Source organism: Flavobacterium sp. (genome assembly GCF_044349645.1).
GTDB lineage: Bacteria > Bacteroidota > Bacteroidia > Flavobacteriales > Flavobacteriaceae > Flavobacterium.
In genome coordinates, this window is record NZ_JBIKQP010000021.1 from 1 (window position 1) to 13,405 (window position 13,405).

Consider the following 13,405-nt stretch of genomic DNA (forward strand, 5'->3'; position numbering starts at 1 on the left):
TTATTAATTTTAGGTACAAATAACAGCGTAAAACTGATCATCATTTTTAAAAATTTCCAGGCTTTTGAATAATTTTGAATATGAAAAATTTGTTTAAAGCGTTTTGAATTAAGCTCGGAAACTTGTGTATAATCTTCTACAAAAAGAGGAAAATACTTATTAATTGTTTTAGCGCGTTCTTCCTTATCAAGATCTTTGAATTTACCAATTGATGAAATTCCACTGAAATCAAAATTACTAATTGTAAGATTTAAATATTTATAAGGAACGTTTTTATGACAAATTGCATAAATGAAAAATTCCCAATCTGAAGCAATTTTATATTCTTCGTTGTACAAGAAAATATCAGAAAATAACTTTCTCCTAATAACTGAAGATTGATGACTTAATGAACTCGAATAGAAAAATGAAAAAGAAAGTTTTTCGGGAAAGGTTCTTTTTTTGGTTGAATTACTATAAACTCTATAATAATCGCCATAATAAATATCAAATTCCGCTGTAAGTTGGTTTTCAATTTTTTCTAATACATTATCATCATAAAATGTATCACCACTATTCATAAAAATTAAATACTCCCCTTTTGCAACTTTTATGCCTTTATTCATGGCATTATAAACCCCTTTATCAGGTTCACTTACCCAATAATCAATTTTGTCTTTATTTTGCTCGATCACTTCAAGTCCACCATCGTTACTTCCACCATCAATTACAATAAATTCAAATTTTTGCCAACTTTGATTTAGCACACTATTTATTGTTTTTGACAAACCAATTTTGTCATTATAATTAATAGTAATTATTGATATTTTAGTCATAAATTATTTTTTAAAATAAAATGAAGTAATCAGTAACTAGACGAATCTCAATGCAAATAATATTGAATAGTTTTAAAATTAAAAGAACTTAGGTACCGCCACTTCTTTGAATTTATCGCATACAAATTTTATTTTCTCTTCATCCAAATACAGATGATTTGGTAAATAAAGTCCGTAATCATGTATTACATCTGCAACTTCCAATGGAGTATGCCCATATTTTTTAATCCAAAATGGCTGTTTACCCATACTTCCACAAATTAAAGGCCTTACTTCAATATTGTTTTTCTTCAAATGATTGAAAACTTCCATTCTATTTTCTACAATAGTTCCATAGGCAAATGAGGATAATTCAGAATATTTACTTTCTTGTTTCCAGTATTTTCCTTCTAAAAACTTGTTATAAAGATTATAATTATTTTCTCGAACTTTAATTATCTCCTCCATTTTATCCAATTGACTAATCCCAATAAAAGCGTTTAAATCAGTCGATCTTAAATTAAATCCAGGATAATAAAAGGTATAAAATTCTCTAACATCATCAATGCTAAACTCATTTTTCCATTCCTCTTTAAAGTTTGAATCCACATCTCTAGACCAACCATGCGAGCGAATAGATAGCATTAAATTATAAAGTTTAGTGTCGTTTGTAGTAACAGCACCACCTTCAATTGTTGAAATATGGTGTCCATAATAAAAAGAAAAAGATCCTGCCAAAGATAAATTACCAGCTTTTTTTCCATTAACATCAGAGGTTCCAAGGGCTTCACAGGCGTCTTCAATTAATATCACATCGTATTTTTCACAAAGTCTATTAATTTCTTCCATATCATTTAAATGTGCTAATACATGCACCAAAATCAATAGAGCTGGTTTTTCTTTAATAAATATTTCCTCAAGTTTTTGGGTATCAAGACCTAAATTAACATTATTACTATCGCATAATAATACATCAAAGCCAAATTGTAAAAAAGGAGAAAGTGTTGTAATCCAACTAATTGCAGGCACAACCACTTTTTTATTCTTTAGATAATTCCCTTCCAATAGAGAATAAGCCATCAATAAATTTGCTGAAGATCCACTGTTTACCATCACACAATGTTTAGTACCTGTAAAACTTGCGAATTTTTTTTCAAATTCGATTACTAAAGGGCCTTTTGTTAATTGTGGGGAATTAGGAATCCATTCGCTTAAAGCTAATAATTCCTCGTGAGTTATTGTGTTTTCGGCTAATCTAATCATTATATTAATTTTTATTTTTTGCTATTTTAATAAAGTTCTTTTTTATTTTGTAATAATATTTTGCTAAATAATATATTTTAAAATTATCAATGAATTTAGTGATAAAATAAAAAATACGCGCGTCTTGATAAGCTATTTTAATTTTATATTGTTTTTTCTTATCTGAAGCAGCATCTATTGTTATAGAATTCTCATGAACTCTAAAAACCGCTAAGGGCTTATTTACATATCCAAAATACTGATAATCAATACAGCTCATCATTGAAAATAATATATCTGGACCAACTCCGTGGTAATGATTTTTAGAAAACGGTACTTTTCCAACAAATAATGAATCCAACAAAATTTGTTTTCTGAAAATTCCAGCTCCTGGCGAAGTTAATTTTTTAATATTAAAGTTAAGAAGTGATTTTGTAGAAAAAACTCCAGTGCTATTGGTTAAATTAAATAAATTTCGCCCAAATTTCTTTTCATCATGATGATATGCGATAGCGTCAGAAAAAACGCAACCAACATTTTCATGAAATAATTGTTGGCATTCTTCAATGTAAGTTGGATAAATCCAATCGTCATCATAATTGATATGAATGAGATCATTTGTTGCATGTAATATTCCGTCAAGCCAACAAAAATGTACTCCAGAATCCAATTCTCTTCGAATGTATTTTATTTTATCGCCATACTTTTTAACCACTTCAGGAGTAGTATCTGTACTTCCGTGATCACAAACAATGATTTCACAAGGTTGCGTTTGAGCAAGACAAGAATCGATGCATTCGACTAAAAAATCGGCTCTATTGAAAGTTGGAATTATTATTGAAACGTTCTTATTCATTGTGGTTTAGAATTTTATTTAATAAAGAAATATCGGCATTTAAATGATTTACCTTTTCTGAATCATCTATATCAAAAGTCAAATCTACTGGCGAAATACTTTTCACAAAATCTATAATTTTAGTTGATTTTCCAGAGGCTATATTTACAATTCCTTTGTGATTCATTTTAACTAAATCGATAATTCTGTCGCAAACGGATTCTGCATTTAAAAAATCTCGAGTTGAATTTGCTCCAAATAATTTAAACGGTTTAGATAAATCTTCGTTTTTAAATCTGTTTAGCAAATTTGGATATAAAAATGGTGGATTTTGTGATTCATGGTAAAAACTAAATATCCTTCCAATACATAAATTTAATGAGCTATTTTTATTAGTATAATCTAGCAAAAGTAATTCAGAAATTCTTTTGGTTAAACCATAAGAATTAATAGGATTGATAGCATCTGTTTCTTTCAGTGGTATAGCAGAACTTTCGTACACATGGCTCGTGCTAGCATAAAAAACTCCAATTGGTTTGTTTATTTTGCCTATTGCTTTTATCAAATTAATAGTTCCTGAAACATTAACTTCATAGGCTTCTGAGATTTTGTTTTCAACGTCAGAAACAGCAACTTTTGATGCTAAATGAATTATGTAAGTAATTTCATCTGATTTTAGCCATTGATATAAAGCACTTTCATTTCGAATATCATCATTAAAAATTGAAAAATCTACATTTTGACTTTTTAATTTTTGACAAATAATTCTTCCTAAAACGCCTTTAGCTCCTGTTATTCCTATCATTATTTTATTATTGCTAAGAAATGTTTAAAAGCTACTATTATAAAAATAATCCTAGTTCTTAAATATTGTAGCAAATGTAATTTAATTAATAAAAATAACAATACGATTCAATCAAAAAAGGTTGGGTTTCTATAGGAATTTAGTAATATATTTGCTGAAATTTTCAAATAATGAATTCAGATATCAACCAAGAAGTTCATAAAGCGTTCGAAATAATTAAAGAAGGCGGAATAATTCTATACCCAACAGATACCGTTTGGGGAATTGGTTGCGATGCTTCAAATCCCGACGCTGTTGCAAAAATTTACCGATTAAAACAGCGTGAAGAGTCGAAAAGCATGATCGTTTTGATGAATGGGGAAAAAATGATTTACAATGTTTTCAAGGAAGTTCCAGAAGTTGCCTGGCAAATAATTGATTTATCAGAAAAGCCAACTACAATTATTTTAGATGAGCCAAGAAATGTAGCTGCCAATTTAATCGCTTCTGATAAAACATTAGGAATTAGATTAGTAAAAGAACCGTTTTGCTACAAATTAATGGAGAAAATGAAAAAACCACTGGTTTCGACTTCTGCAAATATTTCTGGACAACCTACTCCAATTGCTTTCAAAGATATTAGCCAAGAAATTATTAAAGGTGTGGACTATGTTGTAAATTTGCACCAAGATAAAATTGCTGGAAAACCGTCAACGATTATTAAAATTGGGTTAGACAGTCAGGTAAAAATAATTAGAAAATAAATAATCTTTAACCGCAAATTCGCAAATTATTTTATAAAATTATGGAAGATTATATTTTTAAAGAAGAAAATTACGAAATTGTGGGCATTCTGTTTGAGGTTCATAAAAACCTGGGAAAGGGTTTTTCTGAAATTGTTTACAAAGATGCTATTGAATATGAATTTCAACAGAACAAAATACCTTTTCAAAGAGAAAAAGAATTTTCAGTGAATTATAAAAATACTGTTTTAAACCATAAATTTTATGCAGACTTTTTAGTTTACGATAAAATTATACTTGAAATTAAAACTGTAGATTGTTTTAATAACAGTCATTATAACCAATGTTTAAATTATCTTAGAGTTTCTAAAAACAAATTAGCAATACTAGCAAATTTCAACTTAGTATCTTTAGAGTACAAACGCATAATTAGCTCAAAAAATTAATTTGCGAATTTGCGGTTAAAAAAAATGAATTACAAATCAGCCTTAAATAACAAAATATTCGAAGTAATTTCAAAAGCTTCACAAGAACTAAACATAGAAAGTTATGTTATAGGTGGCTTTGTGCGTGATTATTTATTAGGAAGAGAATTTAAAAAAGACATTGATATTGTTGCGATTGGAAGCGGAATTGAATTGGCTTTAAAAGTTTCGGAAATGCTCCCAAAGAAACCTAAAGTTCAAGTTTTCAAAACCTATGGAACTGCAATGCTGCGTTTTGAAGATACAGAAATTGAATTTGTAGGTGCTCGTAAAGAATCTTATCATTTTGAAAGTAGAAATCCCGTTGTTGAAAACGGAACCTTGGAAGACGATCAAAACCGACGTGATTTTACCATTAATGCGCTTGCAATTTCATTAAACAAGAACAATTATGGCGATTTATTAGATCCATTCAACGGTTTGGAAGATCTAAAAAACAAAATAATCAAAACGCCACTTGATCCTGATATTACCTATTCTGATGATCCCTTACGAATGCTAAGAGGAATACGATTTGCAAATCAATTAATGTTTGAAATTGAAGAGATATCTCTGCAATCAATTGCAAATAATAAAGATCGAATAAATATTATTACTGGCGAACGAATTGTGGATGAATTAAACAAAATTTTATCTACCGAGAAACCTTCAATTGGGTTTCTTTTATTATATAAAACGGGACTTTTGGATATTATTTTGCCTGAATTAACCGCTTTAAATCAAGTGGAAGAAATTGAAGGTCAATCGCACAAAAACAATTTTTATCACACTTTGGAAGTAGTAGATAATATTTGTCCGAATACTGATGATGTATGGCTTCGTTGGTCAGCATTATTACACGATATTGGTAAAGCACCGACCAAAAAATTCAATAAAAAACAAGGTTGGACTTTTCATGGACATGAGTTTTTAGGCGGAAAAATGGCAAAGAAAATCTTTGAACGGCTTCATATGCCACTTAATCACAAAATGAAATTTGTACAAAAAATGGTCATGATGAGTTCACGGCCAATCGTACTTTCAGAGGATGTGGTAACCGATTCTGCTGTACGTAGATTAATAGTTGATGCAGGTGAAGATGTAGACGATTTAATGACATTGTGTGAAGCAGATATTACTACGAAAAACCCAAAGAAATTCAAGAAATACCACAATAATTTTGAAATTGTTCGCAAGAAAATTATTGAAGTTGAGGAACGTGATCATGTTAGAAATTTTCAACCACCAATAACCGGTGAAGAAATCATGGTTTTATTCAATTTAAAGCCTTCTCGTGAAATTGGAATTTTAAAAGAAGCTATAAAAGAAGCTATTTTAGAAGGAGAAATCGCTAATGAATACGATGAAGCCTATGAATTTATGTTAAATAAAGCCGCAAAATTGGGATTAAAAAAACTTGAAAAATAATGAAAAAATATTTTATTTCTTGGTCAAAAGCTTCTTTAATTTTAGTTTATTTAGTTATAGTTGCAGGTGCATTAGTTAGAATGACGGGCTCCGGAATGGGCTGCCCTGATTGGCCAAAGTGCTTTGGTTACTACATTCCACCTACCGAAGCGAAAGAGTTACTATACACTCCAGGAAGAGAATATTCAAAAGGGCAAGTAATAATTCAAGATGAAAAGCTATTAGTAGCCAAAGAAGATTTTATTGCTGCAAAAAATTTTGAAAATACACATTGGGAGAAATACACCAAACATGAATATGCTATTTTCAATCCATTACACACTTGGGTAGAATATATAAACCGTTTAATTGGGGCATTAGCGGGATTAGCATGTGTTATTGCGTTGTTTTTCTCCTTTGGTTATTGGAAAGAAAATAAAAAGTTGGTTTTACTTAATTTACTGATTTGCTTCTTAATGGGATTCCAAGCGTGGCTAGGAAAAACAGTCGTTGATTCTGTGTTAAACCCATATAAAATAACCACTCACATGCTTGCCGCATTACTAATTGTTGCAGTTCAATTGTTTGTGATTTACTCTGTTAAAGAAAAGCAGAAAGAAAGAACTTTCAGCGTTGAATTCAAATGGGTTCTAGTAGTTGCATTAGGATTAACAATTGCTCAAATTATTTTTGGAACTCAGGTTCGGGAATCGGTTGATACCATTGTAGAAGCTGGTTTACCAAAGGAAGTTTGGCTACAAAATCCTAAAGGAGGTTTTTATATGCACCGAAGTTTTTCGATACTAGTTCTATTTACCAACTTGTTTTTGTTTTGGAGAAACAGAGAATTAAAATTAGGATCTAATAAAATTAATTGGGTAATTGCATTACTTTGTGTAGAAATTTTATCGGGAATTACAATGTTCTATTTCAATTTTCCATTTGGTTCACAAACGGTACATATTGTAATTGCTACTATTATTTTTGGCTTACAACTCTATTTATTATTAGAAAACTGTAAAAAAATTACAAAATAATACCCAGACTATATTGTCGCATTTCGTTGTTTACATTACTATAAATGTCTAAACTATTAAAAAAAGATAAATTCTTAGATTTATCAGATTATGGAAGGCCAATTGGAAAATTAATTGCCATCCAACTAAAAAATACCCGCTTCACTCCTATTCACGTAACGCTAATGTTCGGCCTTTCGGGACTGACTTCGATAGTTTGTATCTTACAAAACCATTATTTTTGGGCAGGATTTTTCCTTGTTTTAAAATCGGCTATAGATGCTGCTGATGGGGAATTAGCTCGATTGAAAAACACACCATCTTATGTAGGAAGATACCTCGATAGTGTTTTTGATATCGTATTAAATTTCATGATTTTAATGACCATTTGTTATGTCTCAAAAACTACAATTTGGTTTACCATTTTGGCATTTATTGGAGTTCAATTACAAGGCACTTTATACAATTATTACTATGTGATTTTAAGAAATAAATCGGTGGGTGGAGATACTACAAGTAAAATTTTTGAGTACAAATCGCCTCGAGCTTTACCTGGAGAAACACAAAAATCGGTTGATATTTTGTTTAAAATTTACACCTTGGTTTACGGAACCTTTGATAAGATAATTCACTTTTTAGATCCTGAAGCTTACAAAGTAAAAACGTTTCCAAATTGGTTTATGACGTTTTTATCCATATACGGATTGGGTTTTCAATTACTAATTATTGCGATTATGTTACCGATGAATTTGATCGAATTTATCGTTCCGTTTTTTATCGTTTATACGTTATTTATTTTTGTTATAATTGGCATTAGAAAAACGTTTTTTAAGGCTTAAAATCACCATAGAATAAATCGATAGTAGTAATTTAAAAATCTGTTTGTCAGTGTTTTAAAATAAATTACTTGAATAAAATAATTAAATTAATTTTTAACCGATCCAGTTTTTAAAATTGGTTACTTTTTCCCGACTTACGATTACTTCTTCGTCTTTATAAGTGGGTAAAATAACTCTCAATCTTGAGTTACTATAGACCAAAATTTCTTTAATTGATTTGATTGAAATAATAAATTTTCGACTGATTCTATAAAAATCTTTAGCTTCTAATTCCTGTTCCAAAACTTCTAAAGTGGAATCAATTAAATAATTTCTATTGTCAAAAGTGTGAATATAAGTTCCTTTATTTTCACTAAAAAAACATTCAATTTCATCGGTTGAAATAACTTTCAGGTGCTGCCCTATTTTTACCGTAAATCGTTTTTTAGATTTTTGATCGAATGAATTTTGAAACATTTGTTTTATTTTTTCAAAGTCCATTTGACTGGCAAAAATAGCTTCATTTAATTTTAAAAAATGGGACTTGAATTTAGAAATTGAAATAGCTAATTCGTCCTCGTCAATTGGTTTTAAAAGATAGTCAATTGAGTTCAATTTGAAAGCTCGTAATGCATATTCGTCATACGCAGTTGTAAAAATTACAGCGCTATTAATTTCGACTTTTTCAAAAAGTTCAAATGACAATCCATCTGACAATTGTATGTCTAGAAAAATCAAATCGGGGTGCTCATTTTTAGAAAACCATTCAATAGCTTCTTGAACAGAATGAAGCATTACTTCTACCCGAACATTTAACTTTTCGAGTTTGCGTTGCAATAATCTTGCCGCTGGTTTTTCGTCTTCTATGATTATGGTTTTCATTCTGGATGGTTTTTAATTTCTAAAAACGATATTATTGATTAGCCCTTTTTTCTTTTTCCATTATTTCCTTAATTTTACGCTCTTCCCAGTTTTTACCAAATAGTAAATTACTACCAAAAACGCTTGTTCCGTGAGATAGTATTCCGATTCCCCAGAATAAAGCCGTAGAGAAACTTTCCCATCTCCAAAAGTTATTTTTGCTCATTAAGTAAATTTGAATACACAGGAGTATATTTACAAAAACATAAACCGTGAAGTGAACGTAAAATCCTGTAATACTTTTTACTCTTTTTTTTGCAGCGTAATAACGCTCGTTTTGTTGAAATTGATTTTCCATTTTCTAACTTTATTTTTTTAATTATTTCCAGTTTTGTTTATTTTCTTCTTTGTTTAAAATTTGTTGGATTTTACGTTCTTCCCAGTTGGTGCCGTAACCAAATACCCGAAGACCCTTCATAGTAAGCCCAAATCCCCAACCAAATGCAGGAAACCAAAACCATTGAAAATGAGAGCTAAATCGGAGATTAATAAAAATAAGAAACGGAATCACTAAGGAATAAGAAATCAAACTGGTATAAAATTTTCTTAGTTCATCCACTTGTCGTTTTGCTTTGTTGTATGCATTCTCTTCATCGTAATTTGAATTTTCCATGATTGTAATTTGTTTTGTTAGAATTGGTAATTTGACTGTAAATGTGTGTTCGTTTTGTTCAATCGTAACTTTTCTGTCGGTGATAATAGCGTAGCGGCTAATGATGTTTTGAATTCCAACGCCCTGTCCATCTTGTAAAACAGCTTTCTTTTGAAAATTATTTTGAATTACCAAATCATCTTTTTCGATGTAAATTTTAATATGTAATGGTTTTTGTTGGCTTATAATGTTGTGCTTCACAGCATTTTCTAACAATAATTGTAAAGAAAGCGGCACCACTTTGGATTCAATATGAAAATTATCAACCAGAACTTCATAAGTCAAGCTATTTTCAAAACGCATTTGCAACAAATTCATATAAGTTTTGGCAAAAGCCATTTCTTCTTCAATTGGAACCAAGTCTTTGTCCTTTTGTTCTAAAACGTAACGATACACTTTAGACAATGAAGTGGTAAACCGTTGTGCACTTTCGGGATTTTCTTCAATCAAGGAACTCAATACATTCAGACTATTAAAAAGAAAATGCGGGTCGATTTGGTTTTTTAGCGTTTCAAATTTGGCCGAGGCAGTTCCAGCAATAATTTTCTGCTCTTTGACTTTACCTTCTTGTTTTTTATGAATTGAATAAATTACTCTATAAATCCAAATTGAAACGAATAACGTTGCTATTAACCAAATGAACTGGCGCATCATTTCAGGATTCCAACTTTCAATATTTAACCAATCTTTTTCCATACTTTAATAAATTGATACAAATGTAATTCGGATGATGAAAATACAGATTAATTATTTACTGAATTGTCGGATTTTTGGGATGAATTGTAAAAATAGTCTTCAATCGTTCTTTTTCACCACTTTTTAGCCCGGATAGAAGGGAAAATCCCGTTTTATTTTGCGTAAGCAAAAATAAAGCGGATTTGGAATGATAGCCGGAATAGCTCCTGAAAAAAATCTTATTAACAAAACGGAAATGGGAAATCGAAATCTGAAATTTAATTTTAACTTTGTTGCTTTACAAAAATTAAGAATATGGTTTATAAATTTAGAGTAATTCTAGACGCGGAGGAAGATATTTTTAGAGATATTGCGATACTTTCTGACGATACTTTGGAGGATTTACACAATGCAATTTTCAATTCATTTGGATTTGACGGGATGGAAGTCGCGTCGTTTTATACTTGTGACGATACCTGGAATCAGGAGGATGAGATTCCAATGTTTGATTCTGGAGATGTTCCAGGCGAACAAAAAACGATGAGCGATTATCAATTGGAAGATTTATTAGATAAGCAAAATACGAAAATAATATACGTTTACGATTTTATAAATATGTGGACATTCCTAGTGGAATTGGCTGCTATTGAGGAACAAATTCCAGGAAATATTTATCCTGAAACTATTTTTTCTCACGGTGAAATGCCAGATGAAGCAATTGAAAAAAACTTTGAAGCCGACATGCACGATGATATTTACGGAGAATTTGAAGACGATTTAGACGAAGATGATTTAGATATGTTTAGCGGGGACGACAGCTTTGAAGATTACGGATCAGAGGAGAAATGGTAGTTTAAATATAGGTTCAAAGTCAAAAAATACAATTACATAGTGTCAAGAAGAAAGAAAAAAACTTCTTTTTTCTAAAAAACCAAAAATAATAAATGCTAAACTTATATAATACCCACATTGAAACGTTATCCATTCACAGAGTTGGTAATAAAAGTAGAAACGAAACTCAATTTTTATCTGAACAACCTTTTAATCTTACCGATGAAATTGTACCCCTGATGAAGGAATATTTCTTCCGACCTTTCAGAGAAAAAGAGGAAAACTATTTCCAATTTGCTCATGAAGTGGATTTGGATTACAATGAAATGTTCAAATTTGCTTCGGAGGTTTTTGCTAACCCAAGTAGTCTTCATGACGTTTCTAAGAAAATAACAAATCATTTATTTGAGCAATCGAACCATCCGCATATTAAAAACGGGGAAGTTTATGTGACTTATTTATCCAATGTAAATATTGATAACAATGTTGTAGATGCAATTGGAGTTTTTAAAAGTGAAGTTCAAACAGATTTTTTACAATTTGAAGAGCGAGGCACAGCATTAGAAATGATTTTGCAACAAGGGATTAACCTCAGCAAACTAGACAAGGGATGCTTAATTTTTAATTACAAAAAAGAGGAAGGTTATAAGATTTTATCTGTTGATAGCAACCGTTACGATGCGAGATATTGGCTAGAACATTTCCTATCTGTAGATGCTTTTCAGGACGAAAATTTTATTACTAAAAAATATTTGAAGTTCTGTCAAGGATTTGCAAAAGACGTTGTTTTTCCTGCTGAAGATAAAAAACAAGAAGTGATGTTCATGAACCGTTCGGTAAATTATTTTGCTAAAAACGATCAGTTTGAAGAAAGTAATTTCTTAAATGAAGTGATGGATAATCCTGACTTAATCCCGGAATTTCGAAGTTACAAAGTAGACAAAGGAGAGAAATACAGCATTGAAGATGTGACTACTTTTCCTATTGCAAATTCAGCCGTTTCTGACGCTCGAAAATCGATAAAAAATGTAATCAATTTAGATACTCACATTCAAATTAAGATGGATTTTATTAATCCAGAAAGCGCTGAAAAATTTGTCGAAAAAGGTTGGGACGAAGAAAAACAAATGTATTATTACTTGGTTTATTTCAACAAAGAGCAAAAAAGCTAGACGGTTACAATAATATAAAGTCCCTTACTTAAATAAGGGATTTTTTTTGTTAAAATTTTTTATTGTAACAATTAGAAAAATAAAACGTCATACATTTATAAAAAATATAAAATTTGGAAACAATACTATCGATTAATAATCTGAACAAAATTTACAATAAATATGTTCACGCAGTAAACAACGTCTCACTTGAGATAAAAAAAGGTAATGTTTACGGTATTTTAGGGCCTAACGGAAGCGGGAAATCTACTACCTTAGGAATTGTTTTAAATGTAGTTAATAAAACCTCTGGAACTTATAGCTGGTTTGGGGGCAAAGTGGAAACCCATGAAGCACTAAAAAAAGTAGGGGCAATAATCGAGCGACCGAATTTTTATCCTTACATGACTGCAAAACAAAACTTGGAATTGGTATGCAAAATCAAGAATATTGATTATTCCAAGGTTCAAGAAAAACTGGCGCTGGTTGGTTTAGTTGAACGTGAAAACAGTAAATTCAATACTTTTTCATTAGGAATGAAGCAGCGATTAGCAATTGCTTCTGCTTTATTGAACGATCCTGAAATTCTTATTTTAGATGAACCTACCAATGGATTGGACCCTCAGGGAATTCATCAAATTCGTGATATTATTCGGTTAATTGCCTCGCAGGGAACTACTATTTTATTAGCTTCTCACCTACTTGATGAAGTTGAAAAAGTGTGTTCTCATGTTTTAGTTTTACAAAAAGGTAAGATTTTATATTCTGGAACAGTTGATGGAATGTCTTCCAATGAAGGGTTTTTCGAATTACAATCTGAAAATAACGATGCTTTAATAAAAGTTTTACAATCGCATTCAGCAATTGAAAAAGTAGTTACAGAAGATGGAAAAGTACTTGTTTATCTTAAAAGTCCATTGGCTGCAGCCGATTTAAATAAATACTTATTTGAGAATAATATCTTTTTGAATCATTTAGTTAAACGCAAAACAAGTTTGGAAGACCAATTTTTGGAGTTAACAAAGAATAAACAATAATATAAATTTCACTTTCAAAAATCTAAAATCATAAA

The 13,405-nt window shown here is 30.4% G+C and carries 15 protein-coding genes; 8 read left to right on the forward strand and 7 right to left on the reverse strand.

Annotation, left to right across the window (positions count from 1 at the left end):
• The 4 genes from AC9UFV_RS05805 to AC9UFV_RS05820 form a co-directional block, all read right to left on the reverse strand.
• A partial coding sequence (locus AC9UFV_RS05805) for a glycosyltransferase family 2 protein (RefSeq protein ID WP_509573773.1) occupies positions 1-815 on the reverse strand: 815 nt, incomplete at its 3' end.
• A 78-nt stretch (positions 816-893) separates the two neighbouring features.
• A complete protein-coding gene (locus AC9UFV_RS05810) occupies positions 894-2,057 on the reverse strand; it encodes a DegT/DnrJ/EryC1/StrS family aminotransferase (protein WP_509573776.1) in 1,164 nt (387 codons plus the stop codon).
• Between the two features lie 4 nt (positions 2,058-2,061).
• The gene (locus tag AC9UFV_RS05815) at positions 2,062-2,892 is read right to left on the reverse strand and encodes a glycosyltransferase family 2 protein (RefSeq protein WP_509573778.1); all 831 of its coding nucleotides are present in this window, start codon (positions 2,890-2,892) and stop codon (positions 2,062-2,064) included.
• On the reverse strand, positions 2,885-3,676 hold the full coding sequence (locus AC9UFV_RS05820; protein ID WP_509573781.1) for an NAD-dependent epimerase/dehydratase family protein: 792 nt from the start codon (positions 3,674-3,676) through the stop codon (positions 2,885-2,887). The genes AC9UFV_RS05815 and AC9UFV_RS05820 overlap by 8 nt, the downstream gene beginning before the upstream one ends.
• Positions 3,677-3,846: 170 nt before the next feature.
• Between AC9UFV_RS05820 and AC9UFV_RS05825 the strand changes: the two genes are divergently transcribed.
• From AC9UFV_RS05825 to AC9UFV_RS05845, 5 genes are read left to right on the forward strand one after another with little or no spacing between them, the layout of a single operon-like run.
• Positions 3,847-4,419 (forward strand): L-threonylcarbamoyladenylate synthase, encoded by a 573-nt coding sequence (locus tag AC9UFV_RS05825; protein ID WP_509573783.1) that lies wholly within the window; start codon positions 3,847-3,849, stop codon positions 4,417-4,419.
• A gap of 41 nt (positions 4,420-4,460) precedes the next feature.
• Complete coding sequence (locus tag AC9UFV_RS05830) at positions 4,461-4,844, forward strand: GxxExxY protein (protein ID WP_509563929.1); 384 nt, start codon at positions 4,461-4,463, stop codon at positions 4,842-4,844.
• A 24-nt stretch (positions 4,845-4,868) separates the two neighbouring features.
• On the forward strand, positions 4,869-6,290 hold the full coding sequence (locus AC9UFV_RS05835; protein WP_509573785.1) for a CCA tRNA nucleotidyltransferase: 1,422 nt from the start codon (positions 4,869-4,871) through the stop codon (positions 6,288-6,290).
• Complete coding sequence (locus AC9UFV_RS05840) at positions 6,290-7,306, forward strand: COX15/CtaA family protein (protein WP_509573787.1); 1,017 nt, start codon at positions 6,290-6,292, stop codon at positions 7,304-7,306. The genes AC9UFV_RS05835 and AC9UFV_RS05840 overlap by 1 nt, the downstream gene beginning before the upstream one ends.
• A 44-nt stretch (positions 7,307-7,350) precedes the next feature.
• Complete coding sequence (locus AC9UFV_RS05845) at positions 7,351-8,124, forward strand: CDP-alcohol phosphatidyltransferase family protein (RefSeq protein ID WP_509573789.1); 774 nt, start codon at positions 7,351-7,353, stop codon at positions 8,122-8,124.
• 93 nt (positions 8,125-8,217) lie between these two features.
• On the opposite strand, the gene AC9UFV_RS05850 is transcribed toward AC9UFV_RS05845, so the two are convergent.
• The 3 genes from AC9UFV_RS05850 to AC9UFV_RS05860 are packed head-to-tail and all read right to left on the reverse strand — an operon-like array spanning position 8,218 to position 10,372.
• The gene (locus AC9UFV_RS05850) at positions 8,218-8,985 is read right to left on the reverse strand and encodes a LytR/AlgR family response regulator transcription factor (protein WP_509573791.1); all 768 of its coding nucleotides are present in this window, start codon (positions 8,983-8,985) and stop codon (positions 8,218-8,220) included.
• Positions 8,986-9,016: 31 nt separating this feature from the next.
• Positions 9,017-9,322, reverse strand: a complete 306-nt coding sequence (locus tag AC9UFV_RS05855; RefSeq protein WP_509573794.1) for a 2TM domain-containing protein — start codon at positions 9,320-9,322, stop codon at positions 9,017-9,019.
• A gap of 21 nt (positions 9,323-9,343) precedes the next feature.
• Positions 9,344-10,372, reverse strand: coding sequence for a histidine kinase (locus AC9UFV_RS05860; RefSeq protein ID WP_509573796.1), 1,029 nt, complete (start codon positions 10,370-10,372; stop codon positions 9,344-9,346).
• 294 nt (positions 10,373-10,666) lie between these two features.
• On the opposite strand from AC9UFV_RS05860, the gene AC9UFV_RS05865 reads away from it, so the two are divergent.
• The 3 genes from AC9UFV_RS05865 to AC9UFV_RS05875 all read left to right on the forward strand — a co-directional run bounded on the left by AC9UFV_RS05865 (position 10,667) and on the right by AC9UFV_RS05875 (position 13,370).
• Positions 10,667-11,203 (forward strand): IS1096 element passenger TnpR family protein, encoded by a 537-nt coding sequence (locus AC9UFV_RS05865; RefSeq protein ID WP_509573798.1) that lies wholly within the window; start codon positions 10,667-10,669, stop codon positions 11,201-11,203.
• A gap of 92 nt (positions 11,204-11,295) precedes the next feature.
• The gene (locus AC9UFV_RS05870) at positions 11,296-12,354 is read left to right on the forward strand and encodes a nucleoid-associated protein (protein ID WP_509573800.1); all 1,059 of its coding nucleotides are present in this window, start codon (positions 11,296-11,298) and stop codon (positions 12,352-12,354) included.
• A 113-nt stretch (positions 12,355-12,467) separates the two neighbouring features.
• Positions 12,468-13,370, forward strand: coding sequence for an ABC transporter ATP-binding protein (locus AC9UFV_RS05875; RefSeq protein ID WP_509573802.1), 903 nt, complete (start codon positions 12,468-12,470; stop codon positions 13,368-13,370).
• Positions 13,371-13,405: the final 35 nt, after the last annotated feature.

Coding starts and splice junctions, on each gene's coding strand:
- AC9UFV_RS05870 (WP_509573800.1), top strand. CDS start 11,296: ATGCTAAACTTATATAATACCCACATTGAAACGTTATCCATTCACAGA.
- AC9UFV_RS05815 (WP_509573778.1), bottom strand. CDS start 2,892: ATGAATAAGAACGTTTCAATAATAATTCCAACTTTCAATAGAGCCGAT.
- AC9UFV_RS05830 (WP_509563929.1), top strand. CDS start 4,461: ATGGAAGATTATATTTTTAAAGAAGAAAATTACGAAATTGTGGGCATT.
- AC9UFV_RS05820 (WP_509573781.1), bottom strand. CDS start 3,676: ATGATAGGAATAACAGGAGCTAAAGGCGTTTTAGGAAGAATTATTTGT.
- AC9UFV_RS05825 (WP_509573783.1), top strand. CDS start 3,847: ATGAATTCAGATATCAACCAAGAAGTTCATAAAGCGTTCGAAATAATT.
- AC9UFV_RS05835 (WP_509573785.1), top strand. CDS start 4,869: ATGAATTACAAATCAGCCTTAAATAACAAAATATTCGAAGTAATTTCA.
- AC9UFV_RS05850 (WP_509573791.1), bottom strand. CDS start 8,985: ATGAAAACCATAATCATAGAAGACGAAAAACCAGCGGCAAGATTATTG.
- AC9UFV_RS05810 (WP_509573776.1), bottom strand. CDS start 2,057: ATGATTAGATTAGCCGAAAACACAATAACTCACGAGGAATTATTAGCT.
- AC9UFV_RS05865 (WP_509573798.1), top strand. CDS start 10,667: ATGGTTTATAAATTTAGAGTAATTCTAGACGCGGAGGAAGATATTTTT.
- AC9UFV_RS05860 (WP_509573796.1), bottom strand. CDS start 10,372: ATGGAAAAAGATTGGTTAAATATTGAAAGTTGGAATCCTGAAATGATG.
- AC9UFV_RS05845 (WP_509573789.1), top strand. CDS start 7,351: ATGTCTAAACTATTAAAAAAAGATAAATTCTTAGATTTATCAGATTAT.
- AC9UFV_RS05840 (WP_509573787.1), top strand. CDS start 6,290: ATGAAAAAATATTTTATTTCTTGGTCAAAAGCTTCTTTAATTTTAGTT.
- AC9UFV_RS05855 (WP_509573794.1), bottom strand. CDS start 9,322: ATGGAAAATCAATTTCAACAAAACGAGCGTTATTACGCTGCAAAAAAA.